The following is a 23,407-nucleotide window of genomic DNA, read 5'->3' on the forward strand; positions in this document are numbered from 1 at the left end:
CCGGCACCGGCGGGTCGTCCGGAGTGAGCTTCCTCAAGCGTGCCCTGGACCTGCAGTTCTTTCCGGAACTGATCGAGGTTCGTACTGAATTGTAATCCGCCCGCCGCAGGGGTTCTTGACGGCCTTAATCTCGAGAATTGATCAGAGGTTCCTTAGACTTGGACCCAGTCTGAAAGGACTGTGAATGAAGATGGCTTCTATCCTGACCCGTTATGGTTTCCTGCTGCTGTTGTCCCTGTCACTGGGGCTTCGGGCAGTGGTGCCGGCGGGCTTCATGCCCGGGCAGTCGGATTGGATTGATTTCTGCCCTCATCAGGGTTGGGATTCGGGCTTTCTTGAGCGAGTGCAGGCTGGCGGCGACCATGAGTCGGACCACCACGCCCACCATTCCCACCATTCCCACCATGCCCACCACGAGGGTGGTGATGCCGAAGGCAATCCCCCTCATTGTCCCTGGTCTCCCCTGGGCAGTGCCGTGCCCGGCCCCTGCCCGCCGGCGGAACAGCCCTTGCCGCTTGCCAGTCGGCTTCAGCCGGCAGCGGCTTCCCAATGGCTCGGCAGAGTCAGCGGTTTCCTTCCCCCCGTCCGTGCGCCTCCCCTCAATCGTATTGCCTGAATGCATCGACCTGCTCCGGCAGGTCGGCACAAGAATCACAAACGATTGAGGACGGATCATGAATCGAATTCTGACGACCGCCCTGGTGGTGGCGCTCGCCTGCGCCCCTGCCTGGGCAAAACAAACTGAGGGGGCCGAGCAGGCCCAGGATCATTCTGCTGGCGAGAAGGCCAGTGACACCGAGTCGCAGTTAGGCTTGCTGGAAGACTTGCGTCGCTCCCTGCGCCTGGACACTGTGGTGGTGACCGCGCCGGCCATGCTTGACCCTTACCGGCTTCTTCTGGATCCCCGGCAACCACAGGTGGGGATGCCGGCCCACGATGGCGGTGCCTATTTGAAGTCCATTCCGGGGTTTGGACTTAGCCGCAAGGGGGGCACCAGTGGTGACCCGGTATTGCGGGGCATGGGTGGCTCGCGTCTCAGTATCCTGCTGGATGAAAGCGTCATCCTGGGCGGCTGCGGTGGACGCATGGACCCGCCCACGGCTTATGTCTACCCGGAAGCCTTCGACCGAATCGAGGTAATCAAGGGCCCGCAGTCAGTGCGCTACGGTGCCAGTAGTGCCGGCGTGGTCCGCTTTGAACGGGAGCGCAGTCGTTTTCATGAACAGACCATTGAAGGCTACGCCGGCTTCTCCGCAGGCAGTTTCGAGCGGCGGGATTTCACCGGCGAGGTGACCAGCGGCGGTTCCCAGGGTTATGCCCGCCTGATTGGTACCACTTCCAGTCAGGGCGATTACCGGGATGGGGATGGCGAGCGGGTCCATTCCGCCTACCAGCGATGGAGCAATAGCGTGGTGCTGGGCTGGACGCCCGACAGTCGCACCCATGTGGAACTCAGTCACGAGCGCAGCGATGCCGAGGCTGCCTACGACGATCGCGGCATGGACGGTACCCGTTTCGAACGAACCGGCTACAGTCTCCGGGCCTCACGAGAGGACCTCAACGGCTGGCTGGACGAGATCGAAGCGCTGGCCTTTTACAATTACATCGACCATGTCATGGACAACTTCCGCCTGAGACAGCCACCCATGATGCCCATGGTCAGCTATCCCGATCGGCACACCCGGGGCCTGAGGGCGACGGCCAGCATGACGCCGGCGAGCCATTGGCAGCTGCAGTTGGGAGTGGACTGGATGGAAAACCGGCATCGAGGCAATCGGATCATGGGATCGGATGCCTTCGGGTTTCGGCAGGTGCCGCGCGAGGATACGGCTGAGTTCAACGACGCAGGTGTTTTCCTGGAAGCGGAGCGGATGCTCGACGAGCGCCGTGGCGTGAAACTGGGTTTACGCCTGGACCGGGCCAGGGCCACCGCCTTGGATGAAGACGGCTTCGGCGGCGCGACGACGGGTGAACGAGCTCGTTCCAGCCAAAGTAGCGGATTCATTCGCTATAGCCACGATCTCGTTGAGCAGCCGCTGACCTTGTACGTGGGCCTGGGACACGCTGAGCGAGCCCCCGATTTTTGGGAGCGGCGTCGGGTGTTCGATCTGAATGACGAGGCGCTGACCCAGCTGGACATGGGAATGCAATACCGTGGCGAACGCGTGAGCGCCAATCTGTCTCTGTTCTACGGCCAGGTGCGAGACCATGTTCTGATTGTCGAGCCGGGCCGGGAGGCGAGTGAGGCGCGGAATATTGATGCCACCACCCAGGGTGGCGAGGCGGATCTCACTTATCGATTCAATTATGCCTGGCACTTCAACGCCAGTCTGGCCTGGCTGCGTAGCACCAATGACAGCGACAATCGCCCACTGGCCCAGGCTTCGCCCCATGAACTTACCCTGGGCCTGGGGCATGACAACGGACGCTATTTTGGCGGTGTCCATGCCCGTGCCGTCGCGCGTCAGGACCGGGTTCACTCGGGCTACGGCACCATCTACGGCCTCGACAGCGACACGACACCGGGTTTCTGGGTTCTTTCCGCCTATGCCGGCGGCCACCTGGGTGATCATTTCCGGCTGAGCCTGGGGATAGATAATCTTCTTGACGAGGCCTATGCAGAACACATCCAGAGGGGCGAGGCTGAGCTGGGGGCGGTCAGTGCCCGGATCCCGGAGCCGGGGCGCAATGTGTGGCTGCGTCTGGCTAGCGAGTTCTAGGCAATTCCATGCTGAAGCGCGGACACAGGGAGGTGTCCGACCGTTTCTGTCCGAATTTGTCGGAATCCAGACCGGTTTGGATTGAAGGGCAGGATAGACGGATCGCGATTGGCCGGTCATAAAGGCTTGAATTGGGCCTCGACGCCGCGAATCCGCTCCGTGGGGGTGCGCTGAGTCGAGGGTAGAGCCCTCTGGGCGGTTCATTAGGGTTTTCTCATAAGTCCAGGCGGGGGCAAAAGAATTTGATTTGGATCAATGCGGTGAGCCCCCATTGCCTGACGGTAGCGGTCGGCCTCCGGTATAATGGCCGCCAGAATTCAGTTGTGGCGGCACTCCCCACAAGAAGCCGGGCCCGCAGCGAGCCGGGAGGGGCGGACCTTGTGGGGTGGCCGCGTTGTATGGCTTTTCAATGGAGAGCGATCATGAGCGAACAGTATGACAATCCCATGGGCACCGACGGTTTTGATTTCGTCGAGTACGCCGCGCCCGATCCGCAGTTGCTGCACGACCTGTTCAAGGCCATGGGCTTCACCGCCGTGGCCAAGCACAAGAAGCGCAATGTCACCCTGTATCGCCAGAATGACAGCCATTTCCTGGTGAACGAGGAGCCGGGCAGCTTTGCCGAGGACTTTGCCAAGGCGCACGGCCCCTGTGCCACCGGCTTCGCCATCCGCGTCAAGGATGCCGATCACGCCATGAAACTGGCACTGGAAAAGGGTGCCACCAAGTTTGGCAAGAAGCCCGAGACCCTGGCGGTGGATGTCCCGGCCATTGAAGGCATCGGCGGCAGCGCCCTGTATCTGGTGGATCAGTACGGTGATCAGGGCGATCTCTATGAAGACCAGTTCGACTTCTTCGAGGGTGTTGAGAAGAATCCCAAGGGCTTTGGTCTGGAATATGTGGACCACCTCACCCACAACGTCCACTTCGGCAACATGGACGAGTGGTGCAAGTTCTACGAGGATCTCTTCAACTTCCGCCAGATCCGCTACTTCGACATCAAGGGCAAGAAGACGGGCCTGAACTCCCGGGCCATGACCAGCCCTGACGGCATGGTGCGGATCCCGATCAACGAGTCCTCCGACGACAAGTCCCAGATCGTCGAGTACCTGAATGAGTACAACGGTGAGGGCATCCAGCACATTGCCCTGTTCACCGATAACATCTACGACACGGTGGAGAACCTGCTCAGCAAGGGCATCGATTTTCTCGACACACCCGATGCCTACTATGAGCTGATCGATGAGCGCATCCCCGGCCACGGCCAGCCCGTGGACAAGATGAAGGACCTGCGTCTGCTGATCGATGCCGATCAGGAAAACAAGGACCGTCTGCTGCTGCAGATCTTCACCAAGAACGTCATCGGCCCGATCTTTTTCGAGATCATCCAGCGCAAGGGCAACGAAGGCTTCGGCGAAGGCAACTTCACTGCCCTGTTCGAAGCCATCGAGCGCGACCAGGAGAAGCGGGGCGTTCTCTGAGCTACGAGCTACGAGCTACGAGCTACGAGCTACGAGCTGGCTTGCTGCCGGCTCGTGGCTCGCTGCTCGCCGCTCGCAGCCCCTGTGAGATTGGTTCTATCAACTGGGGGTAAGCAATGAATGGATCGAAGGGCTACATGACCGGCTTTGGCAGCGAATTTGCCACCGAAGCGGTCGAGGGGGCCTTGCCGGAGGGGCAGAATTCACCCCAGCGGCCGCCCCATGGGCTGTATGCCGAACAGCTGTCGGGCACGGCCTTCACCGCACCCCGGCATCGCAATCTGCGTAGCTGGCTGTATCGTATTCGTCCGGCGGTCATTCACGGTGAATTCCGCCAGATCAAGGAAGGCAGCTTCCACAACCGTTTTGAGGAAATGCCGCCGACGCCCAATCAGTTGCGCTGGGGCAAGTTGCCCATGCCAAAGGGCAAGGTGGATTTCGTGGACGGTCTGTTCACCCAGGCCGGCAATGGTTCGGCGGCTGCCCAGGCGGGCATTGCGGTCTACCAGTATCTCGCCAACCGCTCCATGGAAGATCGTTTCTTCTACAGCGCCGATGGTGAGTTTCTGATCGTGCCTCAGCAGGGCCGTCTGCGCCTTGACACCGAGATGGGTGTGATCGAGATCGAGCCCCAGGAAATTGCCGTCATCCCCCGCGGGGTGCGGTTCCGGGTCGTGTTGCTGGATGAGATTGCTCGTGGCTATGTGGCCGAGAACTTCGGCGCGGCCCTGCAGCTCCCGGATCTGGGCCCCATCGGTGCCAATGGTCTGGCCAATCCCCGTGACTTCCTCTATCCGGAAGCGGCCTGGGAAGATGAAGAAGGGGATTTCGAGCTGGTGGCCAAGTTCCAGGGCCATCTGTGGTCGGCAGCCATCGACCATTCCCCGCTGGACGTGGTGGCATGGCATGGCAACTACGCCCCTTACAAGTATGATCTGCGCCGCTTCAACACCATCGGCTCGATCAGCTATGACCACCCGGATCCGTCCATCTTCACCGTGCTGACGTCGCCCTCGGGTAAGCCCGGTGTGGCCAATATGGATTTCGTGATCTTCGGACCGCGCTGGCTGGTGATGGAAGACAGCTTCCGTCCGCCCTGGTATCACCGCAACATCATGAGTGAGTTCATGGGGCTCATTCATGGCGAATATGATGCCAAGGAAGCCGATGAGGAAGGCGGTTTCGCACCGGGTGGTTCCAGCCTGCACAACTGCATGTCCGGCCACGGGCCGGATGCCGGCAGCTTCGAGAAGGCCACCGCAGCCGATACCTCGAAACCGCAAAAGATCGAAGACACCATGGCCTTCATGTTCGAGACCTGTCTTACCTACAGGCCCACGAAACAGGCCATGGAAAGCCCGGCCCTGCACAAGAACTACCAGGATTGCTGGAAAGGTCTTAAAAAGCATTTCAAGGCCTGAGGCCTTGAAATGCCAGCAGCGAGCGACGAGCGGCGAGGGACGAGCAGGTAATGCTTGCGCCTGGCTCGTTGACCTGAATCGCAGATCATGCAGGCGTCGAGCTATGAAGAATCACTTTTGAGCTTGCACGGCCAGCTCGCCGCTCGCCGCTCGAAGCTCGCAGCTCGCAGCTTAAAAACAACTGAAAGGAGTTTTCCAAATGAAACTGGCATCCCTGAAAAAGGGTCGTGATGGTGAGCTGATCATCGTCAGCCGTGACCTCAAGCAGGCCGTGAAGGCCAGTGATATTGCCCCGACGCTGCAGGCCGCTCTGGAAGACTGGGCCAATGTGGAGTCGAAGCTCAAGGCCCGCTCTGATGAGCTGGAGGCCGGCAAGGCCGAAGGCAGTTTTGCCTTCAAGCAGGATGACGTGGATGCCGTGATGCCACGCAACTTCCAGTTTCTGGATGGCAGCGCCTATCTGCCCCACGTGGAGCGTGTTCGCAAGGCCCGTGGTGCCGAGCTGCCGCCCCAGCTTCTGGATGATCCCCTGATGTATCAGGCCGTCAACGACGGCTATGACAGCCCGCGGGATCCCATTCGGGTGGCCAGCGAAGATTACGGCATCGATTTCGAGTCCGAAGTGGGCGTGATCGTGGATGATGTGCCAATGGGTGTCTCCGAGGAAGAGGCCGGCGAGCATATCAAGCTGATCCTGATCCTCAATGATGTCTCCCTGCGCAAGCTGATTCCCTCCGAACTGGCCAAGGGCTTTGGCTTCATTCACGGCAAGCCGCGTTCGGCCCTGTCCCCGGTCGCCATCACCCCGGATGAGCTGGGTGAGGCCTGGAAAGGCTATAAGGTCCATCTGCCGCTGATTACCCATTACAAGGGTGAGGAATTCGGGCGTCCGAACTGTGGCGTGGACATGCAGTTCAGTTTCGCCCGCCTGGTGGCCCACGCCGCCAAGACCCGGCCGCTGGCCGCCGGCACACTGGTGGGCTCCGGCACCATTGCCAACCGGGACGAATCTCTCGGTTCTTCCTGCCTGGCCGAGAAGAACGTGCTGGAAGTCATCAATGAAGGCGAAGCCAAAACCGGCTTCATGCGTTTTGGTGATACGGTCAAGATTGAAATGCTGGATGCCGATGGCAACTCCATTTTCGGATCCATCGAGCAGACCGTGGAAGAGTATAAGTGAACAGTGAACAGTGCCCAGTGAACAGCAGGCCGTGCCCACGGGGTTGCCGTGCCGCTTCGGCAGGGCAGCGCACGCTCCAGGCTTGGAACTCAACAGTAGACAAGCCGTGAATGCTCGGCGAGCCTGTTCACTGGGGACTGGGAACTGTTTGCTCTCTATAGGAGGGCCGGGATGAAGCTGTATACCTATTGGCGCAGTACCGCCGCCTACCGGGTTCGCATTGCCCTGCATCTGAAGGGCCTTCGCTGTGAGCAGGAGCCCGTGCATCTGGTCAAGGACGGTGGTGAGCAGCACAAGGGCGAGTATCGCGCCATCAACCCCCAGGGCCTGGTGCCAACACTGGTGGATGGCGGCCATGTGATAACCCAGTCACTGGCCATTCTCGAATACCTGGAGGAAAAGCACCCGGAGCCGGCGCTGTTGCCGTCCAAGCCGGTGGAACGCGCGCGGGTTCGCAGTCTGGCCCAGATCATTGCCTGTGAGGTGCACCCGCTGAATAATCTTCGGGTGTTGCAGTACCTGAGCAATGAACTGGACGTCAGCGACCGCCAGAAGACCCGCTGGTATCACCACTGGCTGGAGCAGGGTCTGAAACCCCTGGAGCGTCGGCTTGCCAATGAGGGCCGCACCGGGCGTTTCTGTCATGGTGATTCGCCGACGCTGGCGGATGTCTGTCTTGTGCCTCAGCTCTACAATGCGCGGCGCTTCGATTTTCCGCTGGATGCCTATCCCACCCTGCGCCGAATCGATGAGGCCTGTCGTGAACTCAATGCCTTTCGGGCGTCGGCACCTGAAGCCCAGCCGGACGCCGTGGGCACGGCGGGCAGCAACTGAGGCTCCCCATGCGGCGTAGTGGTCTGATTCTCAGCCTCTCCGGTGCCTTGATGGCAGTATTTGCCGCGGCCTTGTTGCTTTACACGGCTGCTCTTATCCTCACCGAAAGTCTGCTGCCGGCGGTTCGAATGGAGCAGCCGGAACTGGCCCGGGCAAGCATTCTCGGGCAGGAGTTCTCGGGTTATGCCGTATTGTTCCCGGCGGTCGCCTATCTCTTGATGGGCTTTATCGCTCTCGCCCTGGGAATCCGGCAGGCCCGTCGCGGGCGGTTGATCTGGCGGGGCGATGACGACGGGGATGAAACCTGAATTGCAATCTGCGCCACGCGCGTGTTGCCGGAGTATGGATGAATGGAAACCTATCTTGCTGAACAATCCCTTTGGTGGGCCCTGCTGATCTTTCTGCTGCTTGGCAGTGTTCTGTTCTCCATCAATCGATGGGTCTGGGCGCCTCTGTCCCTTGCCGCGACGGCCGGCCTTGTCCACTTTGCCAGTCCCGGTCCGCTGTCGCTGGGTTTTGCCGTGGTCCTGGTCTTGCTGCCTGCCCTGATTGCCTTGCTGGGGCCGCTGCGCCGTCTGCTCTTGGTCTGCCCGGTAATGGCATTCTATCGCCGTGCCATGCCGGAAATCTCCGAGACGGAGCGGGCGGCCCTGGAGGCCGGCAGTACCTGGTGGGATGCCGAGCTATTCACCGGTCGGCCGGATTGGCATTCTCTGCTCCGATATACGCCCGCCAACCTCAGCGAGGAAGAACAGGCATTCCTGGATGGTCCGGTGGAAGCACTCTGTGCCCTGTTGGACGATTACCAGATCGATAATGTGGATCGGGATTTGCCGTCTGAAGCCTGGGAACTGATTCGTAAAGAGCGCTTCTTCGGCATGGTCATTCCCAGGGAATATGGCGGGCTGGGCTTTTCCCAGTACGGCCATGCGGCCGTGGTGATGAAGATTGCCACACGCAGCATTAGCGCCGCATTGACTGTGATGATCCCCAATTCCGTGGGGCCTGCCAAGCTGCTGCTCAAGTACGGCAGCACCAGTCAGAAGCAACACTATATTCCCCGCCTTGCCCGGGCCGAAGAAATTCCCTGTTTTGCCCTGACCAGCAACGACGCCGGCAGTGATGCCGGCTCGCTGCAGGACAGTGGCGTTATCTGTCGCGGCAAGAATGATGATGGCGAAGAGGTGCTTGGGATCCGCCTCAATTTCGACAAGCGCTACATCACCCTCGGTCCCGTGGCCACCCTCCTGGGTGTCGCCTTCCGTCTCTACGATCCAGAAGGTCTGCTGGGGGATAACAAGGATCTGGGTATTACCCTGGCGCTCGTGCCGGCCACCGCGGCGGGGGTGGAGACCGGTCAACGTCATGACCCCAATCAGATGTCCTTCATGAACGGGCCGGTTCGCGGCAAGGATGTCTTCGTGCCCCTGGCCAACGTTATTGGCGGTCGGGAGTTCGTGGGGCGTGGCTGGCGCATGCTGATGGAAAGCCTGACCGACGGCCGGGCCATCTCCCTGCCGGCCCTGAGCACGGCGACTGCCAAGTCCAGTCTGCGACTGGCCAGTGCCTATGCTCGGGTGCGTGAGCAGTTCGGTGTCGCCATTGCCGAGTTTGAAGGCATCCAGGAAAAGCTGGGCCGCCTGGCCGGGAACACCTATGCCATGGATGCCGCCCGCCTGGTTACCCTCGCCGCGCTGGATGAGGGGCACAAGCCCTCGGTGATCTCCGCGATCATGAAATACAACATGACCGAGCGTGCCCGTGAGGCCGTGAATGATGCCGTGGAAATCCACGGCGGTGCCGGCGTCTGTCTTGGGCCGCGCAATCCCCTGGGTCAGCTCCAGCGTTTCCCCGCCATTGGCATCACCGTGGAAGGCCATAATATCCTGACCCGGACCCTGATCACCTTTGGTCAGGGCGCCATTCGCTGTCATCCCCATCTGCTGGATGAGCTCAACGCGGTTCAGGGCCAGGTAGCCGGTGACCCGCTCAAGGCCTTCGACCAGGCCTTCAGTGGTCATCTGGCCCACGGTATCCGCAATGGACTGAGAGCGATTCTGCTGGGCATCAGCGATGGTCGTTTCAGCAAGGTTCCAGGCGGGACGCCGAGAGAACTGAAGCGGATCTACCGTCGCCTGAATCGCGCATCCGCCAGTTTTGCCATCATCTCGGATCTCCTGCTGCTGAGCTATCGAGGTGAGCTCAAGCGCAAGGAACAGCTCTCTGGTCGAATGGCCGATGCCCTGAGCCAGCTCTACCTTGCCTCCGCCGTGCTCAAGCATGGCCATGACCGTGGCTATCCCGAGGCGGAACGTGACGCCATGTTGTGGAGCCTGGAAGACAGTCTCCATCGCATTCACGTGGCCTTCGAGACACTGTCCCATAACGTCGGCGGGCCCATTGGCTGGTTTATCCGTCGTCTCGCGTTCCCGGTGGGTCGCCGTTGGCGGTCCGTGGCCGACGAGAGGCAGCGCAGTCTGGCTGCTCAGGTGAGTCGGCCGGGTGAGGTTCGCGACACCTTGAGCCAGGGAATGTATCTTCCCGATGCCGACGGTGATGAGCGGATGGCGGTGCTGGATCGCGCCCTGGCGCTGATGCTTGAGACCGGCAAGCTTCGGCGCAAGCTGCGAAAGGCGGCGCGCAAGGGCCAATTGGGTGAACCCGGCGCCGATTACGAAACCATGATCAAGACCGCCCTTGCCAAGGAACTCATTACCGCCGAAGAGGCCGAGTTGCTGGAGCGGACCGAACAGGCCCGGCGCGAAGCCATCCAGGTGGACGAGTTCGACAGCCTGGGCCTGATGCGGGAGGAAGGCAGCCGCGTGGCCGGAATGGGCTAGGGTGAGTCTATAAAGAGACTGACTGTATGGCTGGATAGGGGCGTGCCCGTTAGCAGCCGCTTATGCCGAAACCGCCGAGGGGCGAATTGATTGCCAATTCGCCCCTCGGTCTCCATCAATCCTTCCGGTCGCTCCCCGCGCCTGGCTCGTCCTCGAGATTCGGCCACATATTGTCATCCTCGGCCAGGGCGTACATGAGTTCCGCCTGCTCCTGCAGGGACTGATCCATGGAGCCCCAGTCGAGCTGGCCCTGCTCCTCACCTTCCTTCGCGTCCCCGGCACTGGCCAGCCGTGCACCCTTGGCTTGCCAGTCGAGGGCAAGGTGCCGGGCAACTTCACGGGGATTGCGGGCCACCTTCAGGGCAACAAAGTCAGGCGTGATCTGCTCGCCGCCCACGACCCAGAGTTTGCTCTGCGCCGGATTGGATTTCTCGAAAGCCACACCAATGACCAGCCTGCCAGGCCAGACCCAGCGGCTCTCCACTCGCGTGTCCTTGCCAAGGATCTCACGCTGCACCAGACGGCGCGCCAGATCCTGGCAAACGGATTCCACCCATCGGGTCAACTGCTCCCGCTGCTGGGGCGTCATTTCATCATGAGGCATTACATCTCACTCCTGATTGGAGCCCTCCCTTCAAGGCAGGTGGGGGAGGGCCAGATATTCACGTGTCTGCATTTCCTGCAGCCGACTGATCGTCCGTTGGAATTCGAATCTCAGCCGTTGCCCCTGATAGAGGGTTTCCGGTTCCGCTTCCGCGGAAACGATAAGCTTCACGTTGCGATCGTAGAATTCATCCACCAAGGCAATGAAGCGGCGGGCCGCATTCTCCCTGGTTCTGTCCATCACCGGTACATTGGCGATCAGGACCGTGTGGTACTCGCGGGCCAGCTCCATGTAATCATTCTGACTTCGCGGGCCTTCGCACAGTGCCGGGAAATCGAACCAGGCAACGCCGTCGCCGTCGGCGATGACCGGAATTTCCCGTCCCTCGATGGCGAGAGAGTCCAGGTCGTATCGGCCGTCGGGGGCAAGACGGGAAAAGCTGTCCCTCAAGCGTTCATCGGCTTCCGCGTCCAGGGGGGCATGATAGATCTCCGCCTTCTCCAGCACACGAAGGCGATAATCCACCCCGCTATCCACGTTCATGATCCGGGTATGGCGCTTGATGGCATCGATGGCCGGCAGAAAGCGCTGCCGCTGCAAGCCCCCCTCATAAAGACGGTCGGGGGGAATGTTGGAGGTTGCCACAAGGGTGACACCACGACGGAACAAGGCCCCCATGAGCGTGCCCAGGATCATGGCATCGGCGACGTCCGAGACGAAGAACTCGTCGAAACAGAGCACTCGCGTATCCCGCGCCACTTCATCGGCCACGGCTTCCAGGGGGTCCTGACGGTCTCCGAATCGTTTCAGGCCCTCATGGGCCTGGCGCATGAAACGATGAAAATGAAGCCGCCGCTTCTGTGGGAAGGGCAGGCTGTCGTGAAACAGGTCCACCAGGTGCGTCTTGCCACGGCCCACGCCACCCCAGAGATAAAGTCCGGTGACAGGACTCAGATCCCGGGATGGACCGAACAGGCCGCTCCTGAGCCTCTCCAGCCAGCCTGGCCGGTGTTGGCAAAGGGCATGGTGCAGCTCATCCAGGGCTTCAACCGCCTGCTCCTGAGCGGCGTCATATTCGAAACCCGCAGCCAGGTCGGCTTTCCAGCGAGCCAGTGGGCTGTTCCCGCCATTTGTTTCCAACTCAGTCTTGGGCAAGCTCTGGGCGCTCACGGAAATGTTCCAATGCTTCCGGATTGGCGAGGGCTGACTTGTTCTTCACGTCCTCGCCGTGAATGATCTGCTGAACCGCCAGTTCCACGATCTTTCCGCTCACGGTGCGGGGAATGGCTGGCACCTCAAGGATCTTGGCCGGTACATGTCGCGGAGTGGCATTGGCGCGGATGGTCTTGCGGATGCGTTGCGCCAGTTCATCGTTCAGGCTCAGGCCTTCCTTGAGTACCACGAATAGCACCACGCGCTGGTCGTCTTTCCAGTTCTGACCCACGGCAATGGATTCCACTACCTCGTCCATTTTCTCCACTTGCCGATAGATCTCGGCAGTCCCGATGCGAACACCCCCGGGATTGAGAACAGCGTCCGAGCGACCGTAGATAACCATGGTCTCCCGCTCGGTCAGTTCAGCGTAATCGCCGTGGCACCAGACATTGTCGAAGCGGTCGAAATAGGCATTGAAGTAGCGCTTGTTGCCTTCATCGTTCCAGAAGTAGACCGGCATGGAGGGGAAGGAGTGGGTGCAGACAAGCTCCCCTTTCTGATTGCTGACCGGCTTGCCGTCGTCATCGAAGACATTGACCGCCATGCCGAGACCTCGGCACTGGATCTCGCCCCGGTAGACGGGAAGCATGGGGTTGCCGAGAACGAAGCAGGAAACGATATCGGTGCCGCCGGAAATGGATGCCAGGCAGACATCGTTGTTGATCCGCTGATAGATATAGTCGTAGTTCTCCGGCAGCAGGGGCGAGCCGGTGGACAGAATGGCCTTCAGGCTGGACATGTCATGGTCACGGGCCGGCTCCGCGCCTGCCTTTTCAAGGGCGGAGAAATACTTGGCGGAGGCGCCAAAGACGGTAATGCCTTCCTCCTCGGTCAACCGCAACAGGCTCTCGGGGCCGGGATGGAAGGGGGAGCCATCATAAAGGATCACGGTGCTGCCCACTGCCAGGCCACTGACCAGCCAGTTCCACATCATCCAGCCACAGGTGGTGAAGTAGAAAAAGCGATCTTCCCGCTTGAGGTCCGTATGCAGCACCAATTCCTTCAGATGTTGAATCAGGGTGCCGCCCGCACCGTGGACAATGCACTTGGGCTTGCCCGTGGTGCCGGAGGAAAAGAGGATGTAGACGGGATGATTGAAGGGCAGTTGTTCGAACTCGATCTCGCCACCCTCGTCAGCGGCAAAGTCCTTTAACAGCCTGGCCTGTTTCAGGCCAGACAAATCCGGGGCGTCGGAGAGATTGGGTACCACCACGACGTGCTCAACGGAGGGCATGGCGTTCAGGGCTTCCTGCACCTTCGGCAGGGCATGGATCTCCTTGCCGTTGTACCAGTAACCGTCAGCGGTGATTAGCACCTTGGGCTCGATCTGGCCAAAGCGGTCCTGCAGGCCGCTGACGCCAAAGTCCTGGGAGCAGGAAGACCAGATGGCACCGATGCTGGTGGCGGCGAGCATGCCGATGATCGTCTCGGGCATATGCGGCATGTAACCCGCCACCCGGTCACCGACACCCACACCGGCCGCCTTGAGACCCTTGGCCAGTTTGGCAACTTCCTCGTGAAGTTCCCGATAGCTCAATGACCGCTGATGACCCTGCTCATCGCGAAAGATGATGGCGGTCTGGTCATCCCGGAAGCGGAGCAGGTTCTCGGCGAAATTCAGCCTTGCCCCGGGAAACCAGCGGGATTCCAGCATATGGCCGCCCGGCTCGAAGACCTTGTCCCAGGGCTGGGAGGCCTTGATGCCGCAGAAGGCCCAGACCGCTGGCCAGAACTTCTCCGGGTTCTCCACCGACCACCGGTGCAGACCGGCATAGTTGGCCACCTCGCCCGCGTACTCATTGCGGACGTGGTCCATGAAGCGGGCCATGTTGGTTTCGGCCGCACGATCTTCACTCGGTTGCCAGACAGGTGTCGGTTCCGACATGTCGCCTTCCTTTATCGCCGTTGCAAATGCAGGGTTTTAGCCCAGTTTTTCTTCCAGTTCCGGAATGATCTCGAACAGATCCCCCACCAGGCCAATGTCGGCAATCTCGAAGATGGGGGCATCGGGATCCTTGTTCACCGCCACAATGGTGCCGGCGTCCTTGATGCCAGTGACGTGCTGGATGGCGCCGGAGATGCCGAAACACATGTAGAGCTCGGGAGCGACAATCTTGCCGGTCTGGCCCACCTGCATGTCATTGGGCACAAAGCCGGCATCCACCGCCGCACGAGAAGCCCCCACCCCGGCGCCGAGCTTGTCGGCGATGCGGTAGATGATCTCGAAGTTCTCCTTGTTGCCCACGCCACGGCCGCCGGAGACCACACGCTGGGCGGACTGCAGGTCCGGGCGGTCGCTCTTGTGCACTTCCAGTTCCACGAAGCGACTATGGCCGGGCAATTCCACATCCAGGCTCTTGTCCGTGATCTCGGCCTGGCCGCCGGCCGGGGCATCCTTGAATGAGGCGGTGCGGATGGTGCCGGTGACGACGGTATCGCTCGGCGCCTTGACCGTGACAATCACATTGTTGGCATAGATCGGACGCTTGAAGCTGTGAGCATCCAGCACTTCCATGATGTCACTGACCTGGGGCGAGCCAAGCAGGGCCGCGGCCCGGGGCATCACATCCTTGCCGAAGGTGGTGGAAGGCATGAAGACATGGCTGTAATCCGCTGCCAGTGCCTCGATCTGGGGCGCTAGGGTGGCGGCCAGGGGGTGCTCGTTTTCGGCCCGTTCCACCTTGAGCACCTTGTCGGCCCCTTCCAGGCTGGCGGCCTGCTCGGCAACCGGGCCGGCATCAGCGGCAAAGACGGCGATGTCCACCGGATGACCCACCGCGAGGGCGCCGGTAAGGGCCTTGGCGGTGGAAGGATTGAGTTGTTTCCCGTCGTGTTCAGCAATCAGCAATGTGCGGCTCATGACAGCACCCCCCGCTCTTTCAGTTCGGCGACCAGTTCGTCCACGGACTCCACCTTGTGTCCACCCTTGCGTTCCGGGGGTGGCTCATGGGTACCCACTTCCAGCTTGGCGGGAGCCTCAACGCCCAGTTCTTCCAGCTTGCGCTGATCCAGGGGCTTGCGCTTGGCCTTCATGATGTCCGGCATTTTTACAAAGCGGGGCTCATTCAGCCGCAGATCGGTGGTCACCACCGCCGGCAGTTCCACTGCAATGGTCTCAAGGCCGGCATCCACTTCCCGGGTTGCCTTGAGCCAGCCATCCTCAAACGTCAGTTTGGAAGTAAAGGTGGCCTGGGGACGGCCCCAGAGTGCGGCCAGCATCTGACCGGTCTGGTTGGCGTCGTCATCAATGGCCTGCTTGCCCATGAGTACCAGATCGGTGCCTTCTTCCTCACGGATCTTGAGCAGGATGCGCGCAGCATGCAGGGGCTGGGTGGCCTCCTCGGTTTCCACCAGGATGGCCCGGTCGGCGCCCATGGCCAGGGCCGTACGCAGTTGCTGCTGAGCACCACTGACACCAATGCTGACAGCGATGATCTCCTCGGCCTCGCCCCGCTCCTTGATGCGGATGGCCTCTTCCAGCGCGATCTCATCGAAGGGGTTGATGCTCATCTTCACCCCGTCAGTGACCACACCACTGCCATCACGAGTGACCTTGGCCTTGATGTTGTAGTCGATGGTTCGCTTGATCGGAACCAGGATTTTCATTGTCGTCTCCCAGGTTTGAGAAATTCTTCGAGCTTGGAGCTGCGAGCTACGAGCTACGAGCTACGAGCGCTTAATGCCGCTCTGCCTGGCTCGATAATCGGCTTGGCCGCCCGGGAGTCATTCCCCACGCAGCCAGTATCCCTTAGTGTCCTGCCCAACCAAATCGACCTTTAGTCCAATGCAGCCGGGCAAGTTTCCTTAGCTCGTAGCTCGCTGCCCGCCGCTCACAAATTCTGATAATTCGGCCCCGAGCCGCCCTCGGGGGTGACCCAGTCGATGATCTGATAGGGGTCCTTGATGTCGCAGGCCTTGCAGTGGACGCAGTTGGCGGCGTTGATCTGCAGGCGCTTTTGGCCGTCTTCCTCGACCATTTCATAGACATTGGCCGGGCAGAACTTGGTGCAGGGGTTGCCAAACTCCTCGGCACAGCGAGTCACGCAGATGTCCGGATCGCGGACCTTGAGGTGTACCGGCTGGCTTTCATCGTGGGCAGTGGCCGCATGAAACACCGAAGCCAGGCGGTCCCGGGGCGGCAGTTCACGTTGCACCCAGGGCCGTTCCAGCTTTTCCTGTTCGTCCAGCCGCTTGAGGGCGGCATGGTCGGCATGATTGGGCAGGGTGCGGGGCAGCTTGCCCAGGGTGGCGGTTTCCACCGCCGCGGTGAACAGGCCGCGCCACAGACCCTTGTTGAAGCCGGGGCGGATATTGCGGACCTTTTTCAATTCCCGGCCGGCGGCCGAGGCTCGGAAGCGCGCGTCAAAGCCGGCGGTTTCACCCTTCTCATGCCAGTGTTCTGCGGCTTCCATGCCGGAGCGGATGGCCTGGTGAATCCCCTTGATCTTGGGGACGTTCAGGGTGCCGGCGGCGTCCCCGATGAGCAGGGCGCCGGGCATGTCCATGCTGGGCAGGGACTGCCAGCCACCTTCGACAATACTGCGGGCGCCGGCGGAGATGATCTCGCCGCCTTCGAGTAGCTTTTTCATCTCCGGGTGGTGCTTGAACTGCTGGAAGGCCTCGAAGGGGGAAAAGTGGGGGTCTTCATAATCGAGCCCGACCACGAAGCCGATGTAGACCTGATCGTTTTCCAGGTGATAGACGAAGGAGCCGCCATAGGTCTTGCGGTCCAGCGGCCAGCCCTGGCTGTGCTGGATCTTGCCGGGCTCGCCCCGGCCTTCCGGCAGTTGCCAGAGCTCTTTCATGCCCAGGCCATAGGTCTGGGGCGAGGCCTGCTTGTCGAGCTCGAATTTCCGGATCAGTGTCTTGGACACATTCCCCCGGCAGCCTTCGGCCAGCACGGTCAGACCGGTATGGATATCAACGCCGGGGGCATAATTGGGCCCAGGGCTGCCATCGGCCTCCAGGCCCATGTCGCCGCAGCGCACGCCCTTCACACGGCCGTCCTCGTCAAACAGGGCCTCGGCGGCCGGGAAACCGGGAAAGACGTCAATCTCAAGACTCTCGGCCTTCTCCGCCAGACGGCGGTTGAGCGCGCCCAGGGAGATAATGAAATTGCCGTGATTCTTCATCTGCGGCGGGGTCGGCAGGCGATAGCGCTTTTCCCGGGTCAGAAAAAGAAATTCGTCCTTGCCGGCGGGCACACAGACCTCGGGGGGATTGTCCCGCCATTCCGGCCACAGGGTGTCCAGGGGGCCGGGCTCCATGACCGCGCCGGAGAGACTGTGGGTGCCGATTTCAGCGCCTTTTTCCAGCAGGCAGATGCTGCTGTCCGGATTGAGCTGACGCAGTCGGATGGCAAAGGCCAGGCCCGAGGGGCCACCCCCGACAACGACTACGTCATATTCCATTACATCGCGCTCTTCGGCCATGCGACCCCCTTGCTGGATAGGATGCGGATGCCCCGGGCAGGCCCGGAGCCAGAGGCAAGGCGCCAATTTTAACGGAGACAGGGGTTTATTTCAGCCGCGGGGGCCAGTATCGGCGACCAGCACCGCCATGTGATCGTGGCCGTGGTCCGGATGATCGTGATCATGGTTGAGGTGACCAAGGGGCATGACCGCCGTCCAGAGGCCGAAAATGATCATCAGCGCGCCTGCTCCCCGGCGGAAGGCCGGGTGGCCGCGCAGGCGGCTGAATTGTCGACCGAGCAGGGTGGTGCCGGTCATGGCCGGCAGGGTGCCCAGGCCGAAGGCCAGCATGATGCCGGCACCGGTGGCCGGGTTTCCCGAGACGGCGGCGGCCAGGACCAGGGTGTAGACCAGGCCGCAGGGTAGCCAGCCCCAGAGGGCACCCAGGGCCAGGGCGTGAAAGGGCGTCCGGGGTGGCATGAAGCGCCTTGCCAGTGGTGCCAGCCGTTGCCAGACGCGGCCACCCAGGGCTTCGATTCGTCGCAGCCCGGCCCAGTTGAAGGCCAGTTGCACACCGATGGCAATCAGGATCAGCGCCGTTGCCAGACGCAGGGCGCCGCCCCAATGGGACAGGGAGAGGGCGGCGCCGCCCAGAGCCACAAGGCCCGCAGCCAGGGCACCGATCAGGGCATAGCTGCCGATCCGGCCAAGATTGTAGGCGAGGGCATTGATGCCGGGCCGCAGACCGCCCTGGCCGGCCCCGCCCGCCATGCCCAGGGCACCGGCAATACCGCCACACATGCCGAGACAGTGGGCGCTGCCGGCCAGACCGGCCACGAATGCCGCCAGCAGGGTGATTTCAGCGCCCATCCTCATCCTCCGAGGGCAGTTGCTGCTGATCCGGCCGGTCTGACGGGTCTTCCGTCTCCGACGGCTTGCCTTCCCGACGCCGGCGCTCTTCCCGGTCTTCGTCCATCAGAATGGAATAGGCCGGGCTGTCCAGGTCGTCATACTGCCCGCTGCGCACCGCCCAAAAAAAGAAAGCGATGGCCAGACCGATGAGGACGATGCCGATGGGGATGGAGACAAAAATGATGTTCACGGTTTCCTCAACATCCAGTTATTGAGCTTCGAGCTACGAGCTACGAGCTACGAGCTACGAGCTACGAGCTACGAGCTACGAGCTACGAGCTACGAGCTGAACCGTAAAAACCGGCACGGCGCGGTTCTGTCTTTTCAGCTCGCAGCTCGAAGCTCGCAGCTACTTCTTTGCCAGCCGCCTCGCATTCAGCACCACCACCACCGAGCTCAAGGTCATGCCCGCGGCGGCGACATAGGGCGCCACCAGTCCCAGTGCGGCCAGGGGCAGCATACTGGCATTGTAAGTGGCGGACATCCCCAGGTTCTGACGCACCACCCGCAGGGTGCGGCGGGCGGCGGCCACGCCCTCGGCGATGCTGCCCAGGCGATCGCCAACGGCGATCATGCCGGCGCTGGTCTGGGCCAGGGCGGTCCCCCGGTTGAGGGCGGCGGAGATGTTGGCGCCAGCCAATACCGGCGCATCATTGATGCCATCGCCCACCATCAGGACGACTGCCCCCTGAGCCTGCAGTTCACGGACATGGGCCAGCTTGTCTTCGGGACTCATCCGCGCCCGCCAGTGTTCCACGCCGGTTTCCCGTGCCACGCGCCCGACCGGTCCGGGGGCGTCACCACTGAGTATTTCCACGTTCAGGCCCATGGTCTGAAGCCTGGCCACGATCTCCGCGGCATCGTGCCGCAATGGGTCGTCCAGGCGGAACAGGGCCGCCGGCCCCGATTCACTTCCCATGGCCACCCAGGCCTCTTCCGTCTCGTCGGCACTAAGGCCGTGGCGGCCGGAGAGGGCGGCCACCCAGTCTGGACGGCCAATGCGGTAACGCTGTCCCTGGATGGTCCCTTCCACCCCCCGCCCGCGCACGCTTTCCACGTCCTGGGCCTCGAATTTCCCGGCATGGCCGTCGAAGGCACGGGCCAGGGGATGCTCGGACCGCTGTTCCAGTGCGGCGGCCAGGGCCAGGCAGTCATTGTTCGATCGGCCGTCCAGCGCTCGGGTTTCGACGATGCGCAGTTGACCGTGGGTCAGGGTGCCGGTCTTGTCCAGCATCACGTGGCTGCACCGGGAGAGGGTTTCCAGGGCATCTCCCTGGGTTACCAACAGGCCCTTGCCGGCCATGTGATTGGTGCCGGCCGCCAGCGCGGTGGGCGTGGCCAGGGACAGGGCGCAGGGGCAGGTGGCAATGAGCATGGCCAGGGTGACGGGGAATGCCATCGCCGGATTCACATGCCACCAGATGGCAAAGACCACCGCCGTGGCGAGCAGAACCAGGGTCACGAAGACCCGGGCGACCCGGTCGGCAAGGCGGGTCAGGCCGGGGCGTTCGGATTGGGCTCGGCGGAGCAGCCGGCCAATATGGGCGACCGTGGTGTCCTGGCCGGTCTCGCTGACGCGCATCATCACGGGCTGGGAGACATTGAGACTGCCACCCACCAGCCGTTCACCCACGCCCCGCCTGAGGGGGCGGGATTCGCCGGTGAGCATGGATTCATCCACTCGGGTTTCACCGTCCTCAACAGTGCCGTCGGCGGGAATGGCGTTGCCGGGGCGGACCAGGAGGCGGTCACCCACTGCAAGGTCCCGTACTGGTACCTGTTCCTCTTCGCCGTCGGCATTCAGTCGGGTGGCCACATCGGGAACCAGACGGGCCAGGGCGTCGGTGGTGGCATTGGCCCGGTGGCGAGCGGCCATTTCCACATAGCGCGCCACCAGGAGGAAGAAGGTAAACATGGCCACGGAGTCAAAGTAGACTTCCGGGCCACCGAAGAAGGTCACCCAGGCGCTGGCAAAGTAGCCGGTACCGATGGCCAGGGAGACGGGGACATCCATGCCGGGGGCCAGATTGCGCAGATCCCGGATCGCGCCCATGAAGATGGGCAGTCCGGCGTAGAGAATCACCGGGGTCGCCACCAGCAGGCTGACCACCCGCAGGAACTGCTCATGGGTGGCTTCCATGCCGTGGAACTGGCCGGCATAGAGGGCCACGGCAAACATCATGGCCTGCATCATGCCCAGGCCGGCCACGATCAACCGGCGCAGGGCTGATCGTCTTTCTTTCATGGCCTGGGAATCAGCGGCCTCCGGCAATACCGGGTGGGGTTGATACCCCAGCCGGCTCATATGGGCCATGAGGCTGCTCAGGCGTATTCTGTCGGGTTGCCACCGCAGCAGGGCCCGGCCGGTTGCCGGATTGACGCGGATTTCCTCCACCCCCTCCACATCCTGCAGGCCGCGTTCAATCAACCAGCCACAGGCGGCGCAGTAGAGGCCGTCCACCAACAGGGCCGCCTCCCGACTGCCGTCTTCATGGCGATGACTGAAATCGGCCTGAACGGTTTCCTCGTCGAAGCGGGCAAAGGCCTGGCTGTCCAGGGGCTGTTCTTCGGGGCGACCGGTGGGTTCCGGGCGGTAGCGATAGAAGGCATCCAGGCCCGAGTCCAGAATCAGCGAGGCAACGGCCTGGCAGCCGTGACAGCAAACCGGCTGGGACTTGCCGTCAACCTCCACCTTGAGATCCAGCTCTGGCGGGACGGCCTCGCCACAGTGAAAGCAGTCCACGGCTGCCTTATCATGGCCGCGATCAGAGACGGGCGCTTTTGATACTGCGGTGTTCACCGATCAGTAGTCCCAGTCGTGCTCGTCTCTGGCGCCGTTTTCATCGGCCTTGGCGGCTGGATTGATGTCCAGCTGATCCTGATTGACGTCCAGGGCGGCGGCCAGGCGCCATTCGCCATCACTGGGTTCCAGGCGGACGTAATGTCGGCCGACCACCGGCTTGCCGATCTGACCCCGAAACAGTCCGCTGCCATCCGATTCCAGGACCAACTCCCGGTCGCGACGGGCATGGGTGGCGTGAGACAGGTAGAGGCGGAGGCTGTCCATGTCTTCCGTTTCGCCCTGGAGATGAACGCTGATGCTGCCGTCTTCCCGGTCCACCACGAAACTGGCATCCAGACCCAGTTCCTTTGCCCGGCGTTCCAGGGCGAAGTCCTTGTGAATGGCACGGCCGGCCTGATAATAGTTATCCACGACCTTGTCGTCGCCCTTGGTGACGGCCGTGTAAACCAGACTCAGGCCAATGACAATGGATGCCATGGGTGGTGCCAGCACAAACCAGAACCAGAATTGACGCCAGGCCGGTCCCTTGTCACCCGCCTGTACGGCCGAGATCTTTTCATTCATGCTCATACCCTCCGTTCACTCGGGCGAGGGGCCATGGAAGCGGGCCCGGCTGCGACTTTGGACCGATGGATCGTCCTCGGCCACCAAGGTAAATTCAATCGGATTGCCAGGACCACTGACCTGGTCCCGGGGAACCCGGACCCGTGCATTGATGTTGTCGGTGCCGCCGGGCCCCAGCTGGATGACCTCCGGTCGTGTCAACACTTCAACGTCGTCGAGGCCGCTGACCTCAAGACGGAAGCTTCGCGCCTCCATTGACTTGTTGAGGATGCGCAGGCTGTAGACATTCTCCACGGTGTGGAAATCCACCTCACGGTACATCACATTGCGATCGGCCAGCACTTCCATGTTGACCTCGCTGCGCAGGCTGATTCCGGTGATGGCCCCTGCAATCAAGATCAACAGGAGCAGGCCGTAAATGAGAACCCGGGGACGCAGTACCCGCGAGGGATTGCCTTCCAGGGCATTCTCGGTGGTATATCGAATCAGGCCCCTCGGGTATTCCATCTTGTCCATGACCTGATTGCAGGCATCAATGCAGGCGGCACAGGCAATGCACTCGTATTGCAGGCCCTGGCGAATATCAATGCCGGTGGGGCAGGCCTGAACGCAAAGGTTGCAATCAATGCAGTCGCCCATCCCCTTTTCTTTCGGGTCGATCCCACGCGGGCGACCGCCCCGCGGCTCACCTCTTTCCTCATCATAGGAAATGATCAGCGTGTTGCGGTCGAACATGGCGCTCTGAAAGCGGGCATAGGGGCACATGTAAATGCAGACCTGTTCCCGCAGAAAGCCGGCATTGCCCCAGGTGGCGAAACCGTAGAACAGGGACCAGAAAGTCTCCCAGGGGCCCAGGTCGAAGGCCGCCGCCCGAGTGGTCAGCTCGCTTATTGGAGTGAAGTAGCCGACGAAAGTCAGCCCGGTCCAAAGACCGAGCAATATCCACAGCAGATGCTTGCTGCCCCGACGAAGGATCTTTTCCCGGCTCCAGGGGGAGCGGTCCAGCTTGATCCGTTTCTGGCGCGGCCCTTCCGTCCACCGCTCGATCCACATGAAGAGTTCTGTCCACACCGTCTGGGGGCAGGCATATCCACACCAGAGGCGTCCGGCCAGTGCCGTGAAGAAGAACAGACTCAGGGCGGCAATGATGAGCAGCAGCGCCAGGAAGACGAAATCCTGAGGCCAGAAGGTGAGACCGAAGACATGGAACTGGCGGGCCGGAAGATCAAACAGCACCGCCTGGCGTTCACCCCACTGAAGCCAGGGCAGGCCATAGTAGATGCCCAGCAAAGCGATCACACTCAGAATCCGCAGATTCTGAAAGATTCCCTTCACCTCACGGGGGTGAATTTTTTCGCGGGCAGCATACATCTCATGGGATGAGTGGCCCTTGTCCTGATTCTGCTTATCCTTTTGAGCCAT

19 protein-coding genes and 1 pseudogene are annotated in these 23,407 nt (G+C 61.6%); 9 read left to right on the forward strand and 11 right to left on the reverse strand.

Annotated elements, in window-relative coordinates:
- From VCB98_RS14005 to VCB98_RS09055, 9 genes and pseudogenes are all read left to right on the forward strand, one after another.
- Nucleotides 1-95, forward strand: a pseudogene (locus tag VCB98_RS14005) (tryptophan 2,3-dioxygenase); the annotation flags it as partial.
- Nucleotides 96-184: 89 nt separating this feature from the next.
- Nucleotides 185-616 carry a hypothetical protein gene (locus tag VCB98_RS09020; protein WP_346051895.1) on the forward strand — a complete coding sequence of 144 codons (432 nt, stop codon included), beginning with the start codon at nt 185-187 and terminating at the stop codon, nt 614-616.
- Nucleotides 617-674: 58 nt separating this feature from the next.
- Nucleotides 675-2,720: a TonB-dependent copper receptor gene (locus tag VCB98_RS09025; RefSeq protein WP_346051897.1), complete on the forward strand. Its 2,046-nt coding sequence runs from the start codon at nt 675-677 to the stop codon at nt 2,718-2,720.
- Between the two features lie 422 nt (nt 2,721-3,142).
- Nucleotides 3,143-4,201 carry a 4-hydroxyphenylpyruvate dioxygenase gene (hppD, locus tag VCB98_RS09030; protein WP_346051899.1) on the forward strand — a complete coding sequence of 353 codons (1,059 nt, stop codon included), beginning with the start codon at nt 3,143-3,145 and terminating at the stop codon, nt 4,199-4,201.
- A gap of 116 nt (nt 4,202-4,317) precedes the next feature.
- Entirely contained in the window at nt 4,318-5,622 is a 1,305-nt protein-coding gene (hmgA, locus tag VCB98_RS09035) for a homogentisate 1,2-dioxygenase (protein WP_346051901.1), read from the forward strand.
- Nucleotides 5,623-5,821: 199 nt separating this feature from the next.
- On the forward strand, nt 5,822-6,802 hold the full coding sequence (locus VCB98_RS09040) for a fumarylacetoacetate hydrolase family protein (RefSeq protein ID WP_346051903.1): 981 nt from the start codon (nt 5,822-5,824) through the stop codon (nt 6,800-6,802).
- A 171-nt stretch (nt 6,803-6,973) separates the two neighbouring features.
- Nucleotides 6,974-7,636: a maleylacetoacetate isomerase gene (gene maiA / locus VCB98_RS09045; protein WP_346051905.1), complete on the forward strand. Its 663-nt coding sequence runs from the start codon at nt 6,974-6,976 to the stop codon at nt 7,634-7,636.
- Between the two features lie 8 nt (nt 7,637-7,644).
- Nucleotides 7,645-7,944 carry a hypothetical protein gene (locus VCB98_RS09050; protein ID WP_346051907.1) on the forward strand — a complete coding sequence of 100 codons (300 nt, stop codon included), beginning with the start codon at nt 7,645-7,647 and terminating at the stop codon, nt 7,942-7,944.
- Between the two features lie 42 nt (nt 7,945-7,986).
- Complete coding sequence (locus VCB98_RS09055) at nt 7,987-10,476, forward strand: acyl-CoA dehydrogenase (protein WP_346051909.1); 2,490 nt, start codon at nt 7,987-7,989, stop codon at nt 10,474-10,476.
- 115 nt (nt 10,477-10,591) lie between these two features.
- Here VCB98_RS09055 and VCB98_RS09060 read toward each other — a convergent pair whose 3' ends face one another.
- The 11 genes from VCB98_RS09060 to ccoG form a co-directional block, all read right to left on the reverse strand.
- A complete protein-coding gene (locus VCB98_RS09060) occupies nt 10,592-11,080 on the reverse strand; it encodes a DUF4826 family protein (RefSeq protein ID WP_346051911.1) in 489 nt (162 codons plus the stop codon).
- 30 nt (nt 11,081-11,110) lie between these two features.
- Entirely contained in the window at nt 11,111-12,250 is a 1,140-nt protein-coding gene (gene zapE, locus VCB98_RS09065; RefSeq protein WP_346051913.1) for a cell division protein ZapE, read from the reverse strand.
- Nucleotides 12,222-14,180, reverse strand: a complete 1,959-nt coding sequence (locus VCB98_RS09070) for an acetoacetate--CoA ligase (protein ID WP_346051915.1) — start codon at nt 14,178-14,180, stop codon at nt 12,222-12,224. Before VCB98_RS09070 ends, zapE begins: the two co-directional genes overlap by 29 nt.
- 36 nt (nt 14,181-14,216) lie before the next feature.
- Nucleotides 14,217-15,155 (reverse strand): electron transfer flavoprotein subunit alpha/FixB family protein, encoded by a 939-nt coding sequence (locus VCB98_RS09075; RefSeq protein ID WP_346051917.1) that lies wholly within the window; start codon nt 15,153-15,155, stop codon nt 14,217-14,219.
- Complete coding sequence (locus VCB98_RS09080; protein ID WP_346051919.1) at nt 15,152-15,901, reverse strand: electron transfer flavoprotein subunit beta/FixA family protein; 750 nt, start codon at nt 15,899-15,901, stop codon at nt 15,152-15,154. Before VCB98_RS09080 ends, VCB98_RS09075 begins: the two co-directional genes overlap by 4 nt.
- Nucleotides 15,902-16,125: 224 nt before the next feature.
- The gene (locus tag VCB98_RS09085) at nt 16,126-17,727 is read right to left on the reverse strand and encodes an electron transfer flavoprotein-ubiquinone oxidoreductase (protein WP_346051921.1); all 1,602 of its coding nucleotides are present in this window, start codon (nt 17,725-17,727) and stop codon (nt 16,126-16,128) included.
- Between the two features lie 90 nt (nt 17,728-17,817).
- Nucleotides 17,818-18,576: a sulfite exporter TauE/SafE family protein gene (locus VCB98_RS09090; protein WP_346051922.1), complete on the reverse strand. Its 759-nt coding sequence runs from the start codon at nt 18,574-18,576 to the stop codon at nt 17,818-17,820.
- Nucleotides 18,566-18,808, reverse strand: coding sequence for a cbb3-type cytochrome oxidase assembly protein CcoS (gene ccoS, locus VCB98_RS09095; protein WP_346051924.1), 243 nt, complete (start codon nt 18,806-18,808; stop codon nt 18,566-18,568). Before ccoS ends, VCB98_RS09090 begins: the two co-directional genes overlap by 11 nt.
- A 159-nt stretch (nt 18,809-18,967) precedes the next feature.
- On the reverse strand, nt 18,968-21,361 hold the full coding sequence (locus VCB98_RS09100) for a heavy metal translocating P-type ATPase (protein ID WP_346051925.1): 2,394 nt from the start codon (nt 21,359-21,361) through the stop codon (nt 18,968-18,970).
- 60 nt (nt 21,362-21,421) lie between these two features.
- A complete protein-coding gene (locus VCB98_RS09105; protein WP_346051927.1) occupies nt 21,422-21,985 on the reverse strand; it encodes a FixH family protein in 564 nt (187 codons plus the stop codon).
- 15 nt (nt 21,986-22,000) lie between these two features.
- Nucleotides 22,001-23,407, reverse strand: a complete 1,407-nt coding sequence (gene ccoG, locus VCB98_RS09110) for a cytochrome c oxidase accessory protein CcoG (protein ID WP_346051929.1) — start codon at nt 23,405-23,407, stop codon at nt 22,001-22,003.

It is taken from the genome of Natronospira elongata, assembly GCF_034931365.1.
GTDB classification, from domain to species: Bacteria; Pseudomonadota; Gammaproteobacteria; order Natronospirales; family Natronospiraceae; genus Natronospira; species Natronospira elongata.